This is a genomic window from Prolinoborus fasciculus, from assembly GCF_056724605.1.
Map to the genome: position 1 here is coordinate 1 of NZ_JBWZQN010000043.1, position 23,181 is coordinate 23,181.

The 23,181-nt window shown below is 42.7% G+C and carries 23 protein-coding genes, 1 tRNA gene and 1 pseudogene; 11 read left to right on the forward strand and 14 right to left on the reverse strand.

All coding sequences use genetic code 11. The features are described from left to right. The 3 genes and pseudogenes from AC1P5O_RS10875 to AC1P5O_RS10885 all read left to right on the forward strand — a co-directional run. A pseudogene (locus AC1P5O_RS10875) lies at positions 1 to 111 on the forward strand (IS701 family transposase); the annotation flags it as partial. A 47-nt stretch (positions 112 to 158) separates the two neighbouring features. Then, the gene (locus AC1P5O_RS10880) at positions 159 to 1,430 is read left to right on the forward strand and encodes a GGDEF domain-containing protein (protein WP_348942362.1); all 1,272 of its coding nucleotides are present in this window, start codon (positions 159 to 161) and stop codon (positions 1,428 to 1,430) included. 100 nt (positions 1,431 to 1,530) lie between these two features. Then, a complete protein-coding gene (locus AC1P5O_RS10885; protein WP_004282326.1) occupies positions 1,531 to 2,412 on the forward strand; it encodes an IS982-like element ISAba9 family transposase in 882 nt (293 codons plus the stop codon). A gap of 82 nt (positions 2,413 to 2,494) precedes the next feature. On the opposite strand, the gene argG is transcribed toward AC1P5O_RS10885, so the two are convergent. Continuing rightward, a complete protein-coding gene (argG, locus tag AC1P5O_RS10890; RefSeq protein ID WP_004279561.1) occupies positions 2,495 to 3,835 on the reverse strand; it encodes an argininosuccinate synthase in 1,341 nt (446 codons plus the stop codon). Positions 3,836 to 4,083: 248 nt separating this feature from the next. On the opposite strand from argG, the gene AC1P5O_RS10895 reads away from it, so the two are divergent. The 3 genes from AC1P5O_RS10895 to AC1P5O_RS10905 all read left to right on the forward strand — a co-directional run bounded on the left by AC1P5O_RS10895 (position 4,084) and on the right by AC1P5O_RS10905 (position 6,801). Then, positions 4,084 to 4,437, forward strand: coding sequence for a hypothetical protein (locus tag AC1P5O_RS10895; protein WP_348942235.1), 354 nt, complete (start codon positions 4,084 to 4,086; stop codon positions 4,435 to 4,437). A gap of 150 nt (positions 4,438 to 4,587) precedes the next feature. After that, positions 4,588 to 6,624 (forward strand): FAD-dependent oxidoreductase, encoded by a 2,037-nt coding sequence (locus tag AC1P5O_RS10900; protein WP_004279566.1) that lies wholly within the window; start codon positions 4,588 to 4,590, stop codon positions 6,622 to 6,624. An 87-nt stretch (positions 6,625 to 6,711) separates the two neighbouring features. Continuing rightward, positions 6,712 to 6,801 (forward strand) — tRNA-Ser (locus AC1P5O_RS10905). Positions 6,802 to 6,926: 125 nt separating this feature from the next. Here AC1P5O_RS10905 and AC1P5O_RS10910 read toward each other — a convergent pair. The 3 genes from AC1P5O_RS10910 to AC1P5O_RS10920 all read right to left on the reverse strand — a co-directional run bounded on the left by AC1P5O_RS10910 (position 6,927) and on the right by AC1P5O_RS10920 (position 10,336). After that, positions 6,927 to 7,898, reverse strand: coding sequence for a methyltransferase (locus AC1P5O_RS10910; protein ID WP_348942234.1), 972 nt, complete (start codon positions 7,896 to 7,898; stop codon positions 6,927 to 6,929). A gap of 335 nt (positions 7,899 to 8,233) precedes the next feature. After that, complete coding sequence (locus tag AC1P5O_RS10915; RefSeq protein ID WP_114541932.1) at positions 8,234 to 8,932, reverse strand: pirin family protein; 699 nt, start codon at positions 8,930 to 8,932, stop codon at positions 8,234 to 8,236. Between the two features lie 180 nt (positions 8,933 to 9,112). Then, on the reverse strand, positions 9,113 to 10,336 hold the full coding sequence (locus AC1P5O_RS10920) for a L,D-transpeptidase family protein (protein WP_004646387.1): 1,224 nt from the start codon (positions 10,334 to 10,336) through the stop codon (positions 9,113 to 9,115). Between the two features lie 205 nt (positions 10,337 to 10,541). Between AC1P5O_RS10920 and hemE the strand changes: the two genes are divergently transcribed. From hemE to AC1P5O_RS10945, 5 genes are all read left to right on the forward strand, one after another. Next, a complete protein-coding gene (gene hemE, locus AC1P5O_RS10925; protein ID WP_004646388.1) occupies positions 10,542 to 11,612 on the forward strand; it encodes a uroporphyrinogen decarboxylase in 1,071 nt (356 codons plus the stop codon). A 10-nt stretch (positions 11,613 to 11,622) separates the two neighbouring features. Beyond that, positions 11,623 to 12,426: a DUF817 family protein gene (locus AC1P5O_RS10930; protein ID WP_004646389.1), complete on the forward strand. Its 804-nt coding sequence runs from the start codon at positions 11,623 to 11,625 to the stop codon at positions 12,424 to 12,426. A gap of 143 nt (positions 12,427 to 12,569) precedes the next feature. Then, positions 12,570 to 13,040, forward strand: coding sequence for a DUF3015 family protein (locus tag AC1P5O_RS10935; protein ID WP_348942232.1), 471 nt, complete (start codon positions 12,570 to 12,572; stop codon positions 13,038 to 13,040). A 77-nt stretch (positions 13,041 to 13,117) separates the two neighbouring features. After that, positions 13,118 to 15,004, forward strand: coding sequence for an Lnb N-terminal periplasmic domain-containing protein (locus tag AC1P5O_RS10940; protein WP_219309788.1), 1,887 nt, complete (start codon positions 13,118 to 13,120; stop codon positions 15,002 to 15,004). A 198-nt stretch (positions 15,005 to 15,202) separates the two neighbouring features. Beyond that, entirely contained in the window at positions 15,203 to 16,600 is a 1,398-nt protein-coding gene (locus tag AC1P5O_RS10945; protein WP_348942230.1) for a diguanylate cyclase, read from the forward strand. An 11-nt stretch (positions 16,601 to 16,611) separates the two neighbouring features. Here the strand turns inward: AC1P5O_RS10945 and AC1P5O_RS10950 are convergent, their stop codons facing one another. The 10 genes from AC1P5O_RS10950 to AC1P5O_RS10995 all read right to left on the reverse strand — a co-directional run bounded on the left by AC1P5O_RS10950 (position 16,612) and on the right by AC1P5O_RS10995 (position 23,098). Beyond that, positions 16,612 to 17,172, reverse strand: coding sequence for a DUF4385 domain-containing protein (locus tag AC1P5O_RS10950; protein ID WP_004646395.1), 561 nt, complete (start codon positions 17,170 to 17,172; stop codon positions 16,612 to 16,614). Between the two features lie 113 nt (positions 17,173 to 17,285). Beyond that, positions 17,286 to 17,720, reverse strand: a complete 435-nt coding sequence (locus tag AC1P5O_RS10955; protein ID WP_004646396.1) for a hypothetical protein — start codon at positions 17,718 to 17,720, stop codon at positions 17,286 to 17,288. A gap of 323 nt (positions 17,721 to 18,043) precedes the next feature. Then, positions 18,044 to 18,598, reverse strand: a complete 555-nt coding sequence (folE, locus tag AC1P5O_RS10960) for a GTP cyclohydrolase I FolE (protein WP_004279585.1) — start codon at positions 18,596 to 18,598, stop codon at positions 18,044 to 18,046. Positions 18,599 to 18,685: 87 nt separating this feature from the next. Further along, a complete protein-coding gene (locus AC1P5O_RS10965; protein ID WP_004646397.1) occupies positions 18,686 to 19,369 on the reverse strand; it encodes a Smr/MutS family protein in 684 nt (227 codons plus the stop codon). 199 nt (positions 19,370 to 19,568) lie between these two features. Further along, positions 19,569 to 20,375 carry an indole-3-glycerol phosphate synthase TrpC gene (trpC, locus tag AC1P5O_RS10970; protein WP_004646398.1) on the reverse strand — a complete coding sequence of 269 codons (807 nt, stop codon included), beginning with the start codon at positions 20,373 to 20,375 and terminating at the stop codon, positions 19,569 to 19,571. A 20-nt stretch (positions 20,376 to 20,395) separates the two neighbouring features. Continuing rightward, entirely contained in the window at positions 20,396 to 21,442 is a 1,047-nt protein-coding gene (gene trpD / locus AC1P5O_RS10975; RefSeq protein WP_004646399.1) for an anthranilate phosphoribosyltransferase, read from the reverse strand. Between the two features lie 9 nt (positions 21,443 to 21,451). Next, positions 21,452 to 22,036 carry an anthranilate synthase component II gene (locus AC1P5O_RS10980; protein WP_004646400.1) on the reverse strand — a complete coding sequence of 195 codons (585 nt, stop codon included), beginning with the start codon at positions 22,034 to 22,036 and terminating at the stop codon, positions 21,452 to 21,454. Positions 22,037 to 22,290: 254 nt separating this feature from the next. Continuing rightward, positions 22,291 to 22,470, reverse strand: coding sequence for a hypothetical protein (locus AC1P5O_RS10985; protein ID WP_004279592.1), 180 nt, complete (start codon positions 22,468 to 22,470; stop codon positions 22,291 to 22,293). After that, a complete protein-coding gene (locus AC1P5O_RS10990; protein ID WP_004279593.1) occupies positions 22,470 to 22,856 on the reverse strand; it encodes a hypothetical protein in 387 nt (128 codons plus the stop codon). Before AC1P5O_RS10990 ends, AC1P5O_RS10985 begins: the two co-directional genes overlap by 1 nt. A gap of 65 nt (positions 22,857 to 22,921) precedes the next feature. Then, the gene (locus tag AC1P5O_RS10995) at positions 22,922 to 23,098 is read right to left on the reverse strand and encodes a hypothetical protein (RefSeq protein ID WP_004730175.1); all 177 of its coding nucleotides are present in this window, start codon (positions 23,096 to 23,098) and stop codon (positions 22,922 to 22,924) included. Positions 23,099 to 23,181 lie beyond the last annotated feature (83 nt).

The following is a 23,181-nucleotide window of genomic DNA, read 5'->3' on the forward strand; positions in this document are numbered from 1 at the left end:
GAAAATGTATATCGTTGGCAGAAGAAATTATTTAGACCAATTATCAAAAACTTCATTGATGACTTTATTCTCGATAAAAATCATCTGCTACCACAGAGAGTCTATAAATAACAGTGCGTAAGTCCTAATTAATAAAAAAATTACATAAATACTTGGCAATGGAATACAAGTACAATCTAGCGAAATTGCAAGATGATAAAGAAGACATAGAACAACTGATTACACGGCAAAGCCAGCGTGTAGGCCCGGTCTTCCCTCAAAATCTGGAACAAGAATTCTGGACCAAAAATCTGGAACGCGCCCGCAAACATGTCGAAAAATATGTGTGGGCTGGAGTACTAGCCTATTTCCTTTTTTTGGTGGTGATGATTCCCACAGATTACTGGAGCATCAGCAAAGAATATTTCGTACATGATTTTGTCCTGTGTATGTTGGGCTTGCTCAATGGCGGCGTGTCGCTAATTATCTTTTATATGTTCTCGTGCTTACCCAAGATCAAGCGCTTTTTTCCTCAGGCTTCGATGCTGTTGGTATTCTGGGTACAGGTGTCAATTTCATGTATCACCATGTCGATTAAAACTGATGCCTTGCAGCATCAATCCATGGCGATAGTCACGATCGTATATATCCTGGGTTATGTTCTGACCGGTATTAAGCCGATTCAGATGCTGGTCACCGGATTACTCGCTGCGGCAACTACTATTCTTGTATTGTTTAGCCTTTCAGTTGAATTTAATCCTATGGTTTTTGGCCGGATTTTAATTGGAAGTTGCTTGCTGGGTTATGTGATTAGCCATATGATTTTTGCCCGTGAACGTGTGATTTTTCTCTATAGCATTCGCGCCAGAATCAGTGAGCAGATCCAGCGTATTCATACCAACGAATTATTACATTTGAGTCAGTACGATGAACTGACCAAAATTTCCAATCGACGGACTTTTGATGAGACGCTGCAAGTGCATTTCGAAAGTGCACGCCGTGAAGAAACGGCATTAGCGATTCTGTTTATCGATGTAGATTTCTTTAAAAATTACAACGATTTTTATGGGCATCAGAAAGGTGATGACGTCATTTCGACTATTGCCAAAACCATCAAAAATGCGATCCGTCATATGGACTTTGTCGCACGTTATGGTGGGGAGGAGTTTGTAGTGCTCTTGCCAGAAACAGATGCACATGGTGCTTATGCAGTGGCTTCAAATATTTTTAAGGCGATTGACCGTCTGGAAATTCCACATGAAAAATCCTCGGTTGCGAAATATATCACCATCAGTTTAGGCATTACCGTCTATCGTGGTGAAGATGATATTGATAAAGACGCCTTATTGGGAATCGCGGATCAGGCGCTATACCGCGCCAAACAGCTTGGACGCAATCAGATTTATTATCAGTCCATTCGTTCAGTGAATTCAGATATTGCAAATGGCTAGATATTTTTAAAATGAATACCCCAATCTCAACTTTTTAAGTGATTGAAAGAAAAAGGACATAACCCTATTTTAGTTTCCACCAAGAAATTAAAGCAAAGTTATGTCCATTGAAGAATTTATCATTTTTGTCTATGTAATCATAGAAGAACTTTATCCCATTGTTGTTACTCAGCCCCTGAGAACTCGTGGTTTTCCGCCTGCTGTTACTGATGCAGAAATCATCACTATGCAAATAGTAGGTGAATTTCTTGGTTTAGATACAGACAAAAATATTTGGATGTATTTCAAAAACAATTGGTTAGAATGGTTTCCAAAATTAGGATCTTATCCCAATTTCTGTAAACATTGTGCAAACCTGTGGCATGTCAGTCAATCCATTATGGCACAGCTCATTCAGCGTTATGGTTCAGATAACATTCACTTTATTGATGGCTTCCCACTCCCTGTCTGTAGTTATACCAGAGCTAGAAAGCATAAAAACTTTAAAGAATACGCAGGTTTTAGTTATTGTGCTGCAAAACAAGAAAAATATTATGGTTTCAAAGCTCATATCGTCATTAATCTTTCAGGCATGATTTCGGGTTATACCTTTGCACCTGCTCATTGTGATGAGCGAGATGTTGCACCTGAAATTACGAATGATATTTACGGTTTACTGGGAGCAGATAAGGGCTATTTAAGACCAGAATTGAAACGATATTATGAATATCAGGGTATTGATTTACAAACACCCTTTAGAAAAAACATGATAGATTTCAGACCTAAAGAGACACTGCAAATACTGATGAAAGCCAGAAGAAAGATTGAAACAGTGATTGGTCAATTAACAGATCGCTTTCACATTCAGAAAGTGAGGGCAAAAGATCTATGGCATTTAACCCACCGCATAACTCGTAAAATTCTGTCGCATACAATTTGTGTGGTGCTAAATAAAAAGCTTGGTCATTCACCAATTCAATTCGAAAATCTTATTTTAAGTTGAGATTGGCGTAATGAATAGAACAATCATCAATAAAAAACCGCTCATCAGGAGCGGTTTTTTATGCAACTTAAATGACTAAAACTTAGTTTTTGTCTTTCAGTTGTGGCACTGCAGATGCTGAACCAACTGCGAGTAAACCAGTCTCTGTATAGATGCCCAGTTTAGCACGAGTATCCGTGATGTCGAGGTTACGCATGGTCAACTGACCGATACGATCCATCGGCGAGAACATAGAATCACCTTTCTCCATAGTCAAACGCTCAGCTTCATAAGTGAGGTTCGGAGATTCAGTATTCATAATGGTGTAGTCATTACCACGACGCAGTTCGATCGTTACAGTACCGGTAACTGCTTTAGCGACCCAACGCTGTGCAGTTTCACGTAGCATAAGCGCTTGAGAATCGAACCAGCGACCTTGGTACAGCAAACGACCTAAACGTAAACCGTTAATGCGGTATTGTTCAATCGTATCTTCGTTATGAATACCCGTTACCAGACGCTCATAAGCAATGTGAAGCAGCGCCATACCCGGAGCTTCATAGATACCGCGAGATTTCGCTTCGATGATCCGGTTTTCGATTTGATCCGACATACCTAGACCGTGACGGCCACCGATGCGGTTCGCTTCAAGAATGAACTCAACTGGATCTTCAATGCGTTGACCGTTGATGGCAACCGGGAAGCCTTCTTCAAAAGTAATCGATACTTCTTCAGCTTTTACTTCTACGTCATCTTTCCAGAATGCAACGCCCATGATTGGCTCAACGATTTTGATGCCTGCATTCAGGTATTCAAGATCTTTGGCTTCGTGTGTCGCACCCAGCATGTTTGAGTCAGTTGAATAGGCTTTTTCTTTTGACATTTTATAGTCAAAGCCATTGTCGATCAGGAACTGTGACATTTCCGCACGGCCGCCCAGCTCGTCAATGAAAGTTTGGTCTAACCAAGGCTTGTAAATTTTAAGCGCAGGATTGGTCAACAAGCCATAACGGTAGAAACGTTCAATGTCGTTGCCTTTATAAGTCGAACCGTCACCCCAGATGTTAACATCATCTTCTTTCATGGCAGTTACCAGCATGGTGCCAGTTACTGCACGACCCAATGGCGTCGTGTTGAAATAAGGCATACCACCTGTAGAAATATGGAACGCGCCACATTGAATTGCAGCAATACCTTCTAATGCAAGCTGTAAACGGCAGTCGATTAAACGTGCTTTTACTGCGCCATAAGCTTCAGCTTTTTTTGGAATCGCATCGTAATCGTCTTCGTCTGGCTGACCCAAGTTAGCTGTGTAAGCATAAGGTTCAGCGCCTTTTTGTTTCATCCACAAAAGAGCAGCAGAAGTATCTAGACCACCAGAGAAGGCAATACCAACTTTTTTACCTACTGGGACATTCTGCAAGATAGTTGCATTATCAGACATTGTTCATCCTAATGATATGAAATAGGCACGCCAGAATTGGTGGCCTGAAAAAATACATATTGCATCAATTGTATCATTAATTTATTTAGGTTTGCTTTAGAAAAGAAAAACTCGTTTTAAAATCTCTATTCAATAGGCTTAAATAATCATAAATCGCACGATTTTCACCAGAATCCTGCTGAAAACGGAAGAAATTGGTTATATTCAGCCGAATAAAGTTAAAAATCAGATAAAACAGGAATAAAAGCATGGCGACTCGCATTCCACCTTTACCTAATTTAAATCCTAAAGCTAAGAATGAAACGCTGGCACTGTTATATGGGATTTATGCCGGCCTGATTGGTTTTAGTACAGTGCTGTTTTTATATCTTGAATATCAGCAATCCAGTATTTCCATGCTGAGTTTAGGTGTGGTGCTGCTGCTTTTAGGCTTGCTGATGTTTTTTAATATACAGGCCAGTATCAAGGTGAAGCAGGGCAATGGTTCAGGACGGACTTTATCCAGAGTGATGGCAATCCTCATGCTGTTCAGTTTTCCGATTGGGACAGTATTGGGTGCGATTGCATTATGGAAATCCAGTGCAAGGCAATGGCAGCAATAATTTAATTGCGAAGGTTCGATATAAATATGCCACCAATTGGTATTTGTGCCTGAGAATGCAGACCTGATAGTCATAAAAAGCCCCTAAAAATCAGTTAAAGTACCTTTATAAGATTTAAGCTATTAGCCAAATAAAAATCAGGGATATGTTATGACTACGACGCGCTATGCCAATATTTTAAAACCACTTCATCTGGGTTTCACCACCATTAAAAACCGGGTGGTAATGGGATCGATGCATACTGGTCTGGAAGATCGCTTTTATAATTATCCTAAACTGGCAGCTTATTTTGGCGAACGTGCAAAGGGTGGTGTGGGTCTGCTGATTACAGGTGGAATATCGCCAAACCGTCAAGGCTGGCTGTTGCCGGCGGGCGGTACCATGAATACCTTGGGCGATATTGCACCACATCGTCTGGTGACACATGCAGTGCATAAGCATGGTGCTAAAATTCTTTTACAGATTCTGCATGCCGGACGTTATGGCTATCAGCCTTTTGTGGTTTCGGCCAGCCCGATCAAATCACCAATTTCTCCTTTTAAACCGCGTGAAATGTCAGATAAACAGATCCTGAATACCATTCAGGATTATGTGAAAACTGCCATCATTGCCAAAAAGGCTGGCTATGATGGCGTGGAAATCATGGGTTCTGAAGGCTATTTGCTGAATCAGTTTTTAAGTCGTCATGTCAATCAGCGTATTGACCGTTGGGGCGGCCCGATTGAAAACCGGATGCGTTTTGCCGTAGAAATTGTTAAAGCGATTCGCGCTGAAATTGGTGAGAAATTTATTATCTGTTTCCGTTTGTCACTTCTCGATTTGGTACATGATGGCAATACCATGCAGGAAGTGATTACCGTAGCTAAAGCTTTGGAAAAGGCAGGAATTACTTTGCTCAATACCGGGATTGGCTGGCATGAAGCACGTATTCCAACTATTGTGACTTCCGTGCCTCGAGCTGCTTTTGTCGATTACACTTCTGAAGTTAAGAAACATGTTTCGGTGCCGGTGATTGCCTCTAACCGGATCAATATGCCAGACACTGCCGAGGCGATTCTGGCCTCTGGTCAGGCAGATATGGTACAGATGGCACGTCCACTTTTGGCAGATGCGTTCTGGGTCAACAAAACTGCAACCAATCGTGTTGATGAAATCAATACCTGTATCGCCTGTAATCAGGCTTGCTTGGATCATACCTTTAAAAATCAGCGCGCAACCTGTCTGGTCAATCCGCGTGCCGCTTATGAGACCGAACTGGTCTATGTCAAAACCAAAAAACCGAAAAGTATTGCAGTGATTGGTGGTGGTGTTGCAGGTCTGTCAGCGGCTACTGTCGCAGCCAGTCGCGGGCATGATGTCACTTTGTTTGAGGCCAGTCATGAAGTAGGCGGGCAGTTCAATCTGGCTAAAGTGATTCCGGGGAAAGAAGAATTTCACGAAACGATTCGTTATTTTAAAGTGCAGCTAGAAAAAACCGGAGTTGATCTGCGTCTCAATACCCGAGTCAACCGCGAGCAGTTGGAGCGTGAGGGTTTTGATGAGGTGATTGTGGCTACAGGGGTTGTGCCGCGTGCCTTGAATATCGAAGGCAGTCAGGCACCACAAGTATTATCTTATGCAGAAGTGCTACGTGGCGCACCTGTCGGTGATCGTGTTGCGGTCATTGGCGCAGGCGGGATCGGTTTTGATGTGTCCGAGTTTTTATTAAAGCCACCGCATCAAATACAGCCGCAACCTGTGGATGAGTGGAAGCGTGAATGGGGTGTAGATTCTCATCCAGATTATGTGACTGAAGGCGGGTTACAGCGTGCTGAAGTAGAACCTCCAGTACGGGAAATTTATCTATTACAACGTAAAAAGACACCGCTTGGCGCAGGACTAGGCAAGACTTCAGGCTGGGTACATCGTGCCCAGTTAAAAAAACATGCCGTGCGGATGTTGCGCGGTGTGCAATATAAATCTGTCACGGATGAAGGCTTATGGATTGAGGTAGATGGCCATGCTCAATTATTGCGTGTGGATACCATTGTGGTATGTGCAGGTCAGGAATCGGTAAAAGACCTGATGCCGAGTGCTGGGGAAAATACCTTGGCGCAGTATCATATTATTGGCGGTGCAAAACTGGCTGCTGAACTCGATGCCAAGCGCGCCATTCGTGAGGGAGCGGAATTAGCAGCTAAACTGTAAGGATTTGATGAAACTATATGCAGTTGATTGCATTCACTGTAATTTTCACTTGTCAGCCGGACAAAAGCTCCGTATTATTGCGCCCATGGAAGCGTGGCAGAGCGGTTTAATGCACCGGTCTTGAAAACCGACGAGGGTGTGAGTCCTCCGTGAGTTCGAATCTCACCGCTTCCGCCAAATTTTAAAAACCCCAGTCGAAAGATTGGGGTTTTTTTATTTCTATGATTTTAATAAAATGATTTAAAATAAGCTGATAGCGAACAAAGTCAAAATTTTAAAATTCCATAATTAATAAATATTCTTTAATTGCCTACTTCAATTTTGATTAATGCCAACGCAATTCTTTCCACATGTTGGTAAGCTGGTTGTTCCAGTTCTTCACCAAAAATATCCGGGTCAATTTCTTCATAGGACCAGATTATATTTTGATGCTGTTTCATCAAATCTTTAAGATGCTGCAAAAACAGATTGCCATGTTCAGTCACGGTCACACCGGTATATAGAAATAAATGTCCGCCAGAATTCAGGCGCTGTAGACCTTCTTTTATAATCCTGAATGATAAATCACAGCCATCCAGCGCATTACCGCCATGACGATATTGACGTTGTTCGGGATCAATTAAATACGGTGGATTAGCAAAAATCAGATCAAATTTTCCATCAAGATTGGAAAATAAATTACTTTGAACCGGATGAATATGGTTTAAGCCGGCAAAACTGATATTAATCTGGCTATAGAGCAAGGCTTTGGGATTCAGGTCTGCAACCATCATTTCATTCACATCTGGAAAATGTCTGGCAATGCTGATCGCGGCTGCTGAAGTGCCACAACACATTTCCACGACCCGTTTAAAAGGGCGAGGCTGAGCAGCTAGATATTGCTTAAGATGATAGACAAAGCGGTAAGTATCCGGACCAAAAAATACCGCATCCTGCTGAGTGGTGGGAAAAGCTGAATGAATAAAGAGTTCGCCATCGAGTGAAGAAACCCGAACCTGACTGAAGTATTGATCTTCCTGAACCTGTAGAAGCTGATGTTCTTGCAATAATGTAAAAAGGGCAGAATCAAGATCAGTTTTTTTAAAGTTTAGATTCCAGCCAAAGATATCCTGATGGGTTCTGTGCTTATAAATTTCATTCTTTTTTCGATTCAGAATTCGCTGGTGGGAAAGCGGTGTAATGGTCGTAAACTGATAATCTTGTTGTTTTAAAAAGGCTAATAAATAAAGCAAAGCTTGCTGCGGGCTGCTTTGAATCTCTAAAATTTGGTTCATACGGATATGCTCTTCTATTTATTTAACCTACATGAAAAGATTAATTCACTTTATGCCTGCAAAAGACAATATCAAACCAGTCGTGAATGATCAAAGCTATACAGCACTGGATTCCATGGAAAGGGATCAGTTTATATTCACCTAAATAATGCATTGCTTAGGTAAAAATGTGATGAGAATTGGTTGGATTTGTATAGGTCGTAGGCATAATTTTATTGGTTAAGCAGCCTTATTATGATTTTGCGAACTATTATTTTTTATTCATGATTATACGTATAAAAAATGGCTATTAATCACTGGGATCAATAGCCATTAGAGCTGAGAGCTTTAAAAGCTTAGTTGGGTACTTCCGGCAAATCAAACCAGATCACTTGCGCATCTTCGCTTGCTTTAATTTCTGTATCATCTAGAAAAGCAATTGCGCCGCCAGCTTCAACTGTATGTTCAGCGATCTGGACAGTGCCAGAAACAACATGTACATAATTAATATGCTGGGTCGCTTTCACTTCCAGACTTTGGCCTTGCTGAATCACCGCAGTTTTGACTTCGGCATTCTGACGAATATGCATCGGTGCATTGTCATTCGGACCACAAATCAAATGCCACTGGTTCGGTTGCTCATGCGGGTCAAGACGGATTTGCTGATAGTTCGGCTTGGCATCACGTTCATTTGGAATAATCCAGATTTGCAGTAAATGGACCTGTTCGTCGCCTTGGTTCATTTCACTGTGCCGCACACCTGTTCCTGCACTCATCAGTTGCCATTCACCCGCAGCGATTCCGCCATGATTGCCCATGCTGTCCTGATGGGTAATGGTTCCTTTCAGCACACAGGTCAGGATTTCCATATTATCATGTGGATGCGTTCCAAAACCCTGATGTCCATCAATCAGGTCATCATTAATGACACGTAAAGCGCTGACACCCATATACTTTGGGTTATACCAGTTACCAAATGAGAAACTGTGTTTAGACTCCAGCCAGCCCATTTTTACATGACCACGATTTTCGCTAGGATGTAGAAAAGCATTCATGATTTTATCTCGACATTATTTTTAACTTGAGATCATCATACTGTCGTTTTATAACTGGAAAAATCTCAAATAGGCGACAGATCATTGCATTTTTGCAACGAAAGAGCTGAAAGTAAACATAAGGAATAAAAAAGCCCGCTCAAAAGCAGGCTATTTTTATTCAAATCGGCAGACCGATCATCATTCTAAGAAACGAACCGTTACCCCAGATTTGACTTTACGGCCAAGATCATTGGCATCCCAGTTAGTCAAACGAATACAACCATGTGACGCTGTTTTCGAAATGGTAGACGGGTTTGGTGTTCCGTGAATACCAAATGATTTCTTGCTTAAACCAATCCAGATATTCCCGACAGGACCGTTAGGACCCGGTGGTAAAGATAGTGGTTTTAAGTTTTTACCTTGTACAAAGTTAGACGGTGAATAGCTGTACCAAGGGTTTGGTGCAACACCTGTTACTTTATAGGTTCCGGTCGGAGATGGTGTATCCGCACTACCAATGGTGGCAGGGAATGACGCGATCATTTGATTTTTACTGTTAAATAAGTACAGTTGTTTCGCACCTTTATGTGCAACAATCAAGTGAATACCTTCAGGCAAGTCATTACGTACATTACTGACCAGTAATTTTTCCCCAACTTTATTAAAGTTAGCATTTGGATTGAGTTTCTTTAAGAAATTCTCATCCATATGGAATTTTTCGCTCAACATTTCACTGACACGTGTGTAGTACAAGCCTTTCATTTTCGCCTGTAACGCATAATCTGAAGGAATAGACTTGGCAAATGGGCCTGCCAGATCTTTTTCAGTAATGGTGTATTCAACAAAGGCTGGCTTAGAACCCTGACGTGCAACTAGTTTATCCCAGGTTTCCTGAGTCAAAACACCTGTCGGTTTAATGCCATTCATTTGCTGGAAAGATGCAATGGCTTTTAGTGTATTTTTACCGCTGGTTCCGTCAATCGCACCTGGTGATGCATGGGCATTATTCAGCATGACATGCGCACGTGCGTAAACTGGGAATTGACCTGCACCGATATTTTCATACCATTGGGCATTGTTTAAACCGTCTAAAGTCCAAGAAGCTTTGGTCATCGCAGAGTTAGTCGGTGCTTTGGTATTTGGTGCTGCGCCAACAGAGGCAGTCTGATCTTCGGTATCCTGTAGCTCATTCAGCGCTTCAGATGCCTGTTTTAAGTCTTGTTGTTCTTGTGCAGTAATTTGCGCTTCTGCAGGTGCTGCTTGGGCCGCTGAAGCTTCAGTTGCTAATGGATCAATCGGATCTTGCACTGCAACATCAGTCACCACTTGGGGTTTTAATGGTTGTTCAGCAGTAGACGCGGCAAAAACTTGACCTGCGAAAATGCAACCTAGACTCACAGCGAGCATTGTGCGAACGAACATGTAACTCAACCTTAAGAATTATTTCTTTAACTATGTGAAAAAACACTATAAGTATTACAGAAAAAATGTGGAGATGCAGTAGTTGTTTTGTGTAAATCACTAGGTTGCCGTTCAATCCGATCGGTTTTTAAAGTTGCCAGAAGTTATTAAAACTGCGGCCTTTTTGCTATGATGTTGGCAATGTCAAAGAAAGATGGGAATGTGAATGACGACCTTAAAAAATGATCGTTTTCTGCGCGCATTGTTGCGTGAGCCTGTAGATGCTACGCCAGTATGGATGATGCGTCAGGCTGGCCGTTATTTGCCTGAGTACCGCGAAACGCGTACCAAGGCAGGAGATTTCCTTTCGCTTTGCAAGAATACTGAACTGGCCTGTGAAGTAACTTTGCAGCCTTTACGCCGTTATGATCTTGATGCCGCGATTTTATTCTCGGATATCTTGACGGTTCCGGATGCTTTGGGACTGGGGCTGTATTTTGAAGCCGGTGAAGGCCCGAAATTTCACAAGACCATCCGTACCGAACAGGATGTCGCCAATCTGCCTGCATTTAATGCCAAGTCGGATCTGGATTATGTGATGAATGCCGTTTCGACCATTCGTTCAGCCTTGGGCGGTCAGGTTCCTCTGATTGGTTTCTCGGGCAGTCCATGGACTCTGGCAACGTATATGGTCGAAGGCGGTTCAAGCAAGGATTTCCGTTTTACCAAACAGATGATGTATGCGCAGCCTGAAGTTTTGCATGCTTTACTGGATCGTCTGGCTGATGCAGTGACTGAATATTTGAATGCGCAGATCTATGCGGGTGCACAAGCGGTACAGATCTTTGATAGTTGGGGTGGGGCATTAGCACATCGTGAATATATCGAGTTCTCGCTGAACTATATGCAGAAGATTGTCGCTGGTTTGCAACGTGAGAAAGACGGCCGCAAGATTCCGGTAATTCTGTTTACCAAAGGTGGCGGTCAATGGTTGGAACCGATGATTACGACAGGCGCAGATGCATTTGGTCTGGACTGGACCACGCCATTGAATGTCGCTCGTCAAACGGTTGCTGGTCGTGCAGCACTTCAGGGTAACCTGGATCCTGCAACTTTATATGGTTCATCAGACACCATCATTAAAGCGACAAAAGCCATGCTGGATGATGCCTATGCCAATGGCGAGAAAACCGGTTATGTTGCCAATTTAGGTCATGGTATTACCCAGTGGGTTGATCCGGCGAATCCAAAAGCATTTATTGATACCGTACATGAGTATAGTGCCAAATATCTTTAGGATGTAAACCTTGATCGATCTATTCAAATCAGGGTTTGAATTTACTTATAAGGCAGCTTCGGCTGCCTTATTTGGGATTTTACTCCTGCTCGCTTTTGCGCTGACTGCTTCTATGGGCAGCGATCTCTTCTTTGGTTTTTACCGGTATGACTATCTGCTTTTTTTTGCTTTGCTGATTCAGGTGATATTGCTCTATACCAAACTGGAATCCTGGGCTGAAGCCAAAGTGATTGCGTTATTTCATCTCATGGCCATGGTGATGGAAATCTTCCTGACCCATCCGGCAATTGCTTCCTGGCATTACCCTCAACCCGCAATATTTAAAATCCTGACCGTGCCTTTATTTGCCGGTTTTATGTATTCTGCGGTCGGCAGTTTTTTTGCGCGCTCTTTACGTCTATATCAGGTTTCATTTGAAAAACTGCCGCGTTTTAGCCATATGCTGACATTGGCTGTCTTGTCTTATATCAACTTTATGAGCAAGTTTTTTATTCCCGATTATCGGGTGATTTTATTTGTCTGGAGCGTGCTGATGTTCTGGAAAACCAGAATTCGCTTTCAGCTGAATCGGCATACTTTTCAGTTGCCGATGTTACCCGTACTGCTGATTCTGGCGTTTATTATCTGGATTGCCGAGAACATCAGTACCTTTTACCAGATCTGGCTCTATCCAAGCCAGATTGAGCAATGGCATATGGTGGGATGGGGCAAACTGGGCTCCTGGTATTTGTTGTTATTGCTGAGTCTGGTGTTAGTACTGAAAATCTTGGGACAGCGTAATTCACAAGGCGATTGGGCGCTCAAGGAACAGTAAAATCAATCAGGTTATGTTTATGTAAAGCATACATTTTTTCAATTGCGCCAAACTTGACTTGTCGCTACTCTGCTGAGTATGTAATTTAAATTACATTATTAGAGTAATAACAAAGATTGCATGAGAATAATTGGAGAATAACTATGTTGAAAAAAATTATGCTGGCGGCGGTATTGGCGACTGGTTCAAGCATGGCGATGGCTGACCGAGATGTCGGTTGTGGTATCGGAAGCCAGGTGTGGGCGGGTCAGTCTGGTATTATTCCTAAACTCTTTGCAGGTACGACCAACATTCTGTTTACGAATCAGTGGCTCGGGATCACTTTTGGTACTTTAGGTTGTAGCCAGGGCGGTACCGTAACCGCTCAAGTGGTGACCTTTACCAATGAAAACGCTGAAACATTGGCGCGTGATATGGCAGTTGGAGAGGGTGAAAGCCTGAATGTTATGGCTGAACTTTTGAATATTAAATCTGAAGATAAAGCTCGTTTCTTTAGCGTTTCCAAGCAGAATTTCTCTGAAATTTATTCCGAAGAAAACCAGAATACATTACAAGTTTTAAGCACCTTACAAACTGTGATGGCCAAAGATGAAGTATTGAAATCCTACATCTGATCCGCACCCTAAAAACCCTGCTGTTCTGGCAGGGTTTTCTTATGACTAAAAGAAATTGATGAGAATAAGTTAACTGAATGAAATATGCGTTCTTCATGTTGGGCCTGACATTCAGCCCTTTAAGTTTTTCTAGCGAAATTAATCCAGACATCCAGCATTATATCGCTCAGGCCGAAACTCAGCATCTGGATCAGAGCACTACCTGGCAACGTCTCATGTATGCCAATCCCCAAGGTCATAGCGAGGTTAACTATTCGGGCTATTTCCTGGCAGAGCAGGGAAAAACTGATCTAAAAAAAGAAATGCAGCATAACATTCAGGCTTTATTCCTGAGCGCAGAGCCGAATCAGTCCGTCCGCTGTAAGTTTCCTGCACGCAGCAGCTGGTTAATGCAGCAATTGAATATTTCCGAGCAACAATTGCCTGCGGTCAGTTGCCCGGATTTGGATAAATGGATTGGCGAGGTCAAGCCTTATCAGGCAACCCTGATCTATGCCACGGATTTTATGGGTAATCCCAGCTCGATGTTTGGTCATACCTTGTTGCGTCTGGACCCTAAAGACCAGCAACAACTCAATCTGATTTCTTATGCGGTCAACTATGCTGCGACGGTCGATGGCAATGACAACTGGTCCTTTGCCTGGAAAGGGCTGACCGGACAATATCCGGGTGAATATTCCCTGATGCCGTATTACCGCAAGGTCAAAGAATATGGTGACTTTGAAAGCCGGGATTTGTGGGAATATGAATTAAACTTAAGCCCGCAAGAAACCAGATTTTTGGTACAGCATCTCTGGGAAATGCAAAATGTAAGTTTCCCTTATTATTTTATCAATGATAATTGTGCTTATCGCCTGCTGGGGCTATTTGATCTGGTACGTCCCGAGTTAAATCTACAGAAACAGTTTAATTCGACTGCGATTCCGATTGAAACACTGAAAGTCGTAGAACAGCAGGGTTTGATCAAACAGAAAGTTTACCGTCCAGCGCTTGAAACTCAATTGCTGGCTCAATCCAGACAGCATGGCAAAGCGCTGGCAAAAACTGCGCATCAGTTAGCTTATGCAGAAACAGGTGTAATGCTTTCAATTTTGCAGCCTTATCCGGCAGAAGATCAGGCCAAAATTCTGGAAATGGCCTATGATCATTTATATCTGGACTTTCTCCGACAAAAAGTCGATGAATCTTTTGTTCAACCACGTTTTCGTAAGTTATTAGGCTTAAGAAGCCAGCTGGATATCGAGAAACAGCGTAAAGCGCCTGAACGTCCAAAAATAGATCCGGTACAAAGCCATCATGCACGCAATATCAGTCTTCAGGCCGGACAGGTTCAGGGTGAATCCTTTGTCCAGCTAGGGCATCGGCAAGCCTATCATGATCTTATCGATCCGCAAGGTGGTTTTCGAACAGGCACACAATTATTGTTTCTAGATGGGGCTTTGCAATATCGTGACAGTGAGCTCAAACTGGAACAGCTTGATCTATTTACCGTCAATTCCTATAACCCGGTCAATCCGTTTAATACGCCATTGTCCTGGGGTTTTAATCTGGGCTGGCAACAGGAGGCACTGGATGCGCATGGCCAGTTTAGTGAAGATGAGCAGCATGGCGTCGCCAGCTTAAAAACTCAGGGCGGTTATAGCTGGGCAAATGCCAGCCGTGAACATCTATGTTATGCACAAATGCAAACTCAGCTACAGGCAGGCAAGGCACTTGATCAAGGCTGGCGCGTAGGTGCAGGCCCCACCGTGGGTTGTCAGAATATCTGGAGCGATCAGATTAACAGTCTGGTGCAGGTGGAACTGCCTTATTGGGAAGATTCGCATCGCTGGCAGCTGAAACTGAATACTGAACTCCAATATGCATTCAATCCACAACATGCACTTCGGCTGTCTTGGGAATATCAGCAACAACAGTCCAAAGACTGGGATCAATGGAGTCTTGGTTTGATCCGGTATTTTTAAGATTGAGTCAAAACTGATTAACACTATTCATAAAGTGCTGTGTATCTGTGAGGCTACTGTTCGGTTTTCCCGTGTATAAAAAGATTAGTTGGGTTTGGTGCAAATAATCTGGTCGATATTTTAGGAAAAATACCTGATATTTGTTATATTTGTCACATAATGTGAGTGCAAATTGCAAGGTTTTGGGGAACAGACAGTATGAATAATGAATGCATGGCAAGACTGGCCGAGCAATGGGAACAGATCTGTCAAAATTATTCATCTGATGACTTATTGCATGCCTTTCACTTTATTCAAGATCATTCCCTGATTCTGGTGGAAGAATTCTATAAAAACATGCTCATTGAAAAGGAATCTGCAGAATTCTTTTCTGATGACTTGATTCAACAGCGCTTGCGCGACACTTTAAATGCCTGGCTACTTGAAAGCTTTAGTGTAGGAATTAATAAACGCTATGCCGATGCCGTGCAGAAACAGGCGATGGTGGGGCATGTGCATGCGCGTGTCGGAATTCCGTCCTGGCTGATCATGCGCGGTGTACGTGAAATTGAGCGTAAAATGTTTGAACTGCTGGATGAGAATCCTCACCACAGTATGTTGACCACCTGCAGTTATATTGTCCAAATCATGGGATTTGCCACAGAAGTCATGTGCCGATCTTATGAAGCCAAAACAGCCATGAATCAGGAAATTAAACACAGTTATCGTGTTTTTTCAGCGATGCAGGATGTGGCCGTACAAAAAGATAAACAGCGTAGCTCATTGCTGGACTGGGAAAATGAGCTCATGTTCAAGGTCTTTTCTGAGCATGAGAAATTGAATCATCCGATGCTGTCCAAGTCGGAGTTTGGTTTATGGTTTATCCATAAAGCCTCTTATGCTTTTACCGGTTCTGACCAGGTCGATTTAATCATTGAACGAATTTATCAAGTCGATGAACTTAATCAAGAGATCATGGACTGTACGGATAAAAACAATATGCTGGGACTGATCCAGCAGATCCGTGACTTAAACCGCGAAATTCAGCTGCTGGTGGACCAGTTATTTCAGGTGGCAGAATATATTGAATCAGGTAATGATTCATTGACCCAGTTATTGAATCGTCGTTATTTGAATACGATTATTTCACGTGAAATCACTTTTTCCCGTAAGAATCATACGCCTTTGTCTTTACTTGCCATTGATGCCGATTATTTCAAAAGTATCAATGATAAATTCGGACATGCAGCAGGTGATTTGGCCTTGAAATTTCTGGCCGAAGCATTGCAAAAATATAGTCAGGGCAGTGATTATGCTTTCCGGATCGGTGGTGAAGAGTTTTTGCTGTTACTGGTGGATACTGATGAAAAACGTGCCCTCAATATTGCTGAAAGTATTCGTAAATATATTGAAAATGGCATGATTAATTCGGCACAAGGCCAGCAGTTTAAATTTACGGTCAGTATTGGTTGTGTGCTTTATAATGGACATCCGGATTATCAGCGCTTCCTGAATGCGGCAGATTCTGCCTTGTATATGGCGAAGAACAACGGGCGTAACAGAGTCTATATGGCTCATCAGTCCTTGAATCCAGTCGCACAGCCACTCTCTGTTTAAATGAAAGATATTTATCCAGTTGCAGCCTGCTGCTCTATAAATTCCTGAAATTTCTTTTTTTGCTGAAGATATTCGGGATGATTTTTAGCTTCATCCCATTTCTGTTTAAAAATTTTGGCAGCAGCGGCTTTAACAGGATCTTCCTGATTGCGTGGCAGCTCGGAACGGCCATGCGCGCCACTTAAACCTTTTTTGTCTTCCGGAACCGGACCGTCATACTTTTTGCCGCCTTTATGATTGGCATAACGCCGGGCACGGGTAAAACCCATCTGTAAAAACTTGCGTGCCATGTCAGCACCAATAAAATCTCCTTGTTTTAAATAGTCCAAGAAAAGCTGATAGATTTTCTCGCTACTGGCTTGGGCTTTTGCTTCATCTGCAAAGCGCCAGTGTGGCAGGATTTCCGATTTATAAGGCTCAACCAGTAATACACCTTGTTCACCACGGCCAATCCGGTAGAGCTCGGGTCGTTTACGAAAATTAATCTTTGCAAAGTCCAGAGAATAATCAAAACTATTCGAAACTACACGTGACGGACGTTTTGGTGGGGTTACTTTGGCAGATGACTTCATATTCGGCCTTTTCTGAAATTTAAAATGACTCAATATTTCAGCTAATACAAATTATGAAAATGAAAGGCAGGATACAGAAAAGCCCCTGTCTTCTAGAACTAGGGGCTTTCATTTTACTTCGATTTTTTCGAACTGGTCTTCGAGGTTTTAGCCTTGGTTGACTTGCTCTTAGAGGAGCTACTCGACTGCTTTTTAGCAGGCGCCGATTTTTTTGAAGAAGACTTTTTCACTTTAGTGTCGTCTTTACTCTTGTTGCTGCTTTTCGCTTTAGCCGGTTTTTTCGCAGAAGAGGTCTTTTGGTCTTTCGCTTTATCACTGGCTTTTGAGCTCGAATTTTTCTTCGCCTTCACTTTTTCATCTTTGCTGGCATTGTCTTTCTTAGAAGATGCCGCTTTAGATTTACTGCTCGCCGCTTTTTTAGTGACTTTGCGATCACTGTCTTTGTCACTACTCTTATTCGACTTTTTCAGTTTCTCATCTTGGGTCTTTTTAGCAGTTTTTGCTGATTTTTTGCTGTCTTTCGCCTGGTTATTTTTACTATTCGCCATGGTTACTTTCCTTATCATTAAAAATCAATCAGAAAGATATAAAGCGCTTTGCTGTATATCAACTTCAAATTACTTTAATGGGAGAGCGGCAGGATTAAAACTTTATCGTGTATCCAAGTGTAGGCTTGTTGCAAACACAAGCAGGAATTGTTTGAGTTCTAGACTGAAACATAGCAAGTTTTGGGACAGGTCTTTAAACCCTGTTACCAGGTGTTATTTATAGCAAGTGAGCTTTTGAATTAAGTATTGATATCCTCTTCCTTTAAAAGCAAAAAACCCCGAATGATCGAGGCTTTGAGTAACTTATTTTTAAGCTTTAATAATTAATAGCTTTCTGGAACCGCACTTAAAAATTCACGACGTGTTTCTTTGTCGGTTTTAAAATCACCAATAAATGATACCGTACGTGTGGTTGATTCCTGCTTGCCTACACCGCGCATCATCATGCACATGTGCGCAGAATCAATCATTACTGCAACACCGCGTGCTTTGGTGACTTCAGCCACTGCTTCTGCAATTTGCTGAGTCAGATTTTCCTGAATTTGCAAACGGCGTGCAAACATTTCAGTAATGCGGGCAAATTTAGACAGGCCTAAAACATGACCTTCTGGCAAATAGGCGATATGTACGCGGCCATAAAATGGCAATAAGTGATGCTCACATAGCGAATAAAATTCGATGTTTTTGACCAGTACCATTTCACGGTTATCGGAAGGGAAGACCGCCTTGTTGGTCACTTCTTCAAGTGTCTGGCTATAACCCGAGGTTAAATATGAAAATGCTTTCGCAGCGCGCACAGGCGTATCTTTGAGACCAGGGCGATTTAGATCTTCGCCAACGGCAGTAAGAATGTTTGCGTAGGATTGCTGCATAGTCATATGACGTATTCACTTAAACTGAGAATGAACAAGGACGGCATTGTAGCAGAAAACTTTTACAATGCCTTGTTTTGAGGCTAAAACCGTTTACTGTTTGAACTTTGGATTCTTTTCTGCACGTTTGAGCAGAACCAATACCGCACCGGTACCACCTTGCTTTTCAGGTGCACTGACAAAAGCCAAAACATCGCGATGCTGACGCAGCCAGCCGTTCACATAGGTTTTTAAAATCGCTTCCGGACCTTTGCCATGTACGATTTTAATCACGTTCTGGTTTTCATCTTTGGCGATCTGGATAATTTGCAGCACGGCTTGACGCGCTTCTTCCACAGTACAGCCATGCAGATCCACAGCTTCAAACCAGCGCAAGTTACCGGCTTTCAAGTCTTCAAACACTTTATGCTGCAAGGTGGCAATGCGGTAACTCAAGTTGGCCTGACTCCCGACAGGATTGAGCATGGCTTGAGTATCTGATAAAGCCATTGCCTCTGTTTCCATCGGGCCAGTAGCCGCTGCACGCTTTGCCAGGATTTGTGCATCCGGCTTTTTCTTGCGTGGCTTGTCCAGTTGAACCGTATTGCCCGATTCAATTTTTTGCACGCCCTGCATTTGCTTGCGGAATAATTCAAGTTCTTCTAAAGCCTCTTGCTCGACAGTCTTTTCAACAGGTGCAGCAACGACCGCAGGCGTTTGCGGCTGTGTAATTTGCTTCTTAAAAGATTTCAGCAGGTTGTACTGATCTTTAGATAACGAAGAATCGTGTTTACTCATAATGTAAAAACAAGGGAGATACGGAATTTACAAGAATTATAGTCTGAAAATAGACAAAGGAGAACTGAATTGCGTTCATGACATTCGCTGAGGATTTTAAATACGCTCGAGATTCTATGATCTACTTTTTAATATTGAAAATAAAAAAGCCCAATCCTGAGATTGGGCTTTTTAAGTGCTTAGGTAAGTATTTACAACTTTAAACTGCTTCAGGCTCACCAAACAGATCACGGAAAGCATGATCCGGACGTGGCTGTTTCATAAAGCTTTCGCCGACCAAGAAGGCGTGAATATCATGTTCCTGCATCATGGCGACATCGGAAGGGGTTGCAATACCGCTTTCAGTCACCAGCAAGCGTGAAGGATCCAGTAATTTTTTCAAACGAATCGAGGTGTTCAAATCCACATCAAAGGTTTTTAAATTACGGTTATTCACGCCGAGCAAACAACGATCTGAAAGCTTTAAAGCACGGGATAGTTCTTCTTCATCGTGAACTTCAACCAGTACATCCAGATGATGTTCAAATGCAGTTTTGGACATTTCTTCTAACTGCTGGTCAGACAGGCAAGCCACAATTAGCAAGATACAGTCTGCATGCAGGGCACGTGCTTCGATGACCCCATAAGGATCGATCAGAAAGTCTTTGCGCAGTGCAGGCAGGTCGCAATGTGAACGGGCAATCTGAATATTGTCATCATGTCCTTGGAAAAAGTCTACATCGGTCAGCACCGATAAACAGGCTGCGCCTGCCTCCTGATACTGTGCTGCAATTTCCGCAGGGTTAAAGTTCTCGCGAATAATGCCCTTAGATGGCGAAGCTTTCTTAATTTCAGCAATGACACCCGGACGTTTCGACACTAAAGACCGGGCAAAACCACGCACAGGTGATGCACCTTGTGCCAGTTCTTCCAGATCTTTATAGCTTTTCTGCTTTAAACGTAGGGCAAATTCTTCTTTTTTACGGTCAACAATTTTGCCTAAAATTGTATTTGCGATATCCACCATGATCAAAATCCCTGACCGAATTAAGCTTCGTAATGTTTAATAGTTTTGGTAAATTCAGACAGTACACTCATTTTCTCAAGTGCCTGACCGCCATAGATAATGTCATGTGCCAGCGCAACACCTTGCTTATAGCTGCTGGTCAAACCGGAGACATAAATACCTGCGCCGGCATTCAGCGCGATCATATTGGCGGCTTTATCGCCGATGTCTGATTTTTTCTTGCCCAGTGCATCTTTGATTAAAGCCAGACTTTGCGCAGAATCTTCCACAATCAGTCCGGTCAGAGTTTGCGATTCAATATCGACCGATTCAGGAATAATTTCCCATTCGGTGACTTCGCCATTTTTCAGTTCAGCAACATGAGTTGAAGAGGCTATACTGATTTCATCCAGACCATCACGTGAATGTACTACCATCACATGTTCAGCACCGAGCTGTTTCATAACTTCGGCAATTGGACGGCAGAGTTCATTGGAAAATACGCCAATGACCAGACGTTGTACGCCAGCCGGATTGGTTAAAGGACCGAGCAGGTTGAAAATGCTGCGAATCCCCAATTCTTTACGTGGGCCGATTGCATATTTCATGGCTTGATGATGATTCGGTGCAAACAGGAAGCCGACACCGACATCACGGATACAGCGTTCAGTCTGCTGCATATTCAGGTCCAGATTAATCCCGGCCTGTTCCAGCAAATCTGACGAACCTGATTTGGTCGAAACGCCGCGGTTACCATGTTTGGCAATGGTTGCACCCGCTGCTGCGATCACGAATGCAGAGGCAGTAGAAACGTTAAACAGGTTTTGACCGTCACCGCCTGTGCCGACGATATCGACCAGATAAGGAATGTCACTGACATCAATTTTAGTGGCAAGTTCACGCATGACACGTGCAGCTGCGGTAATCTCATCAATGCTTTCGCCTTTAAGACGTAAGCCCATCAGCAGGGCACCAATCTGGGCATCGGTCGTTTCACCTGACATGATGGCACGCATCACGTCTTGCATTTGATCCTGAGTCAGGTGAATGTTTTTAGTAATATTGCTTAAAGCTTGTTGAATATTCATAAGGTGTTCTTAGGCATAAATTTCGAGAAAGTTTTTAAAGATTTGATGACCATGCTGGCTCAGAATCGATTCGGGATGGAACTGCACGCCTTCGACCGGCAATGTCTTATGTTTCACACCCATAATTTCTTCCATAGAGCCGTCAGCTTCATTGGTCCAGCAGGTCACTTCCAGACATTCGGGCAAGGTGGCTTGATCAATCACCAGTGAATGATAGCGCGTTGCAGGAAATGGAGAAGGGAGATTGCTGAAAATCCCGGTATCACTGTGGTACATATCAGACAGACGGCCATGCATGACACGTTTGGCACGCACGATATCACCGCCAAATGCCTGACCAATACTTTGATGACCAAGACAAACGCCCAGTAAAGGAATTTTTCCAGCAAAATGCTGAATCGCAGGAATAGAAATCCCTGCCTCACTTGGCGAGCATGGGCCGGGGCCAATCACTAAATACTTGGGTTGCCATCGCTCTATATCTTCCAATGTCACGGCATCATTACGGACTACTTTTACTTCTTGATTCAGTTCGCCAAAATATTGGACGATGTTATAAGTAAAGGAGTCATAGTTGTCGATCATGAGAAGCATATCGCACGTAACCTCTTGAAAATTGTGAAAATGAGCATCTTTATTTCTAATCGTTACTCACTATGTTACTCACTTTTAGAAAAGTGACTGATTTTGCAGGCATTAAAAAGCCGCTCAATCAAGCGGCTACTTTACCAGTTTTTGAATGCCTTGTGACAACTTCGTTCACATAACTATTTAGGTAGTAACTTCGTGGACCATCTTTGCTTGGCTGGTCAATTTCTCCTTTTTTGATCCTGTCATATAAAGTCGGCTCACTCATATTCATTGGTTCTCTCCTTGGCTTCATGAGCCTTCAAGTATTCAAATTTTGCATCTGCCCAGTTCTTTGCATCATATGGGCTTAAACCTTTTTTCTTGCACCAGTCAGCGCACCAGAGCCACTGCACATCATCAAATGGGGTTGGCTCAACTATTTGATCAGTACTATCCATCACGCCACCTCATAGAAGCGCTTGGCTTCTTCAAAATTTGATGTAGTAAGTGGTGATGAGCCTTTTTTGTAGCATTCAACAATCTCACCATATTTAAAAACTTTGCATGCTGTTGGTAGGTCAAAGCACTGGTACATCGGCTCTTTAAACCAATCTTCTGTGTAAAACATTTGTTCTTGGTGGTCTTCGGCTGTGCCTTCCCACTCTTGAACCTGAAAGTATTCATCAAATGATTCGATCATGAACTGATTGCCTTCAGCCTTAGTCATTGCTCTGTAACGAGCCAAAGCACGTTCAGCAATTTCTTTTGATACGGCAGGTGACTGCTCATGCGGACTATCATCTTCAGGGCAGATTCCTACGCACCACAATTTATTCTTTTCCATCACGCCACCTTCACATCTAAATAATCAGGGTTATCCAGGTGCTCTTCATATTCACCAAATAGCGCCTAACATGCTGCATTACCTGTTAAATCACTTTTTAAAAACACATAGCTCAATGCTTTGCGTGTACCTTTGCCCGAGAAAGTAGTACTACCGTCAGCAAGCTCTTTCTTTGTATAACCCAGCTTTTCAAGCCATAATTTGAAGCCCACTTGGTGCTTCTTTTTAATTCTGAAGATCATTTGTACCCCCAGGTATTCACAAAATTTCGCAGGCAATCGTCAATACCGAATAGATTGATATTGCGATAAGTTCTAACCCGGCC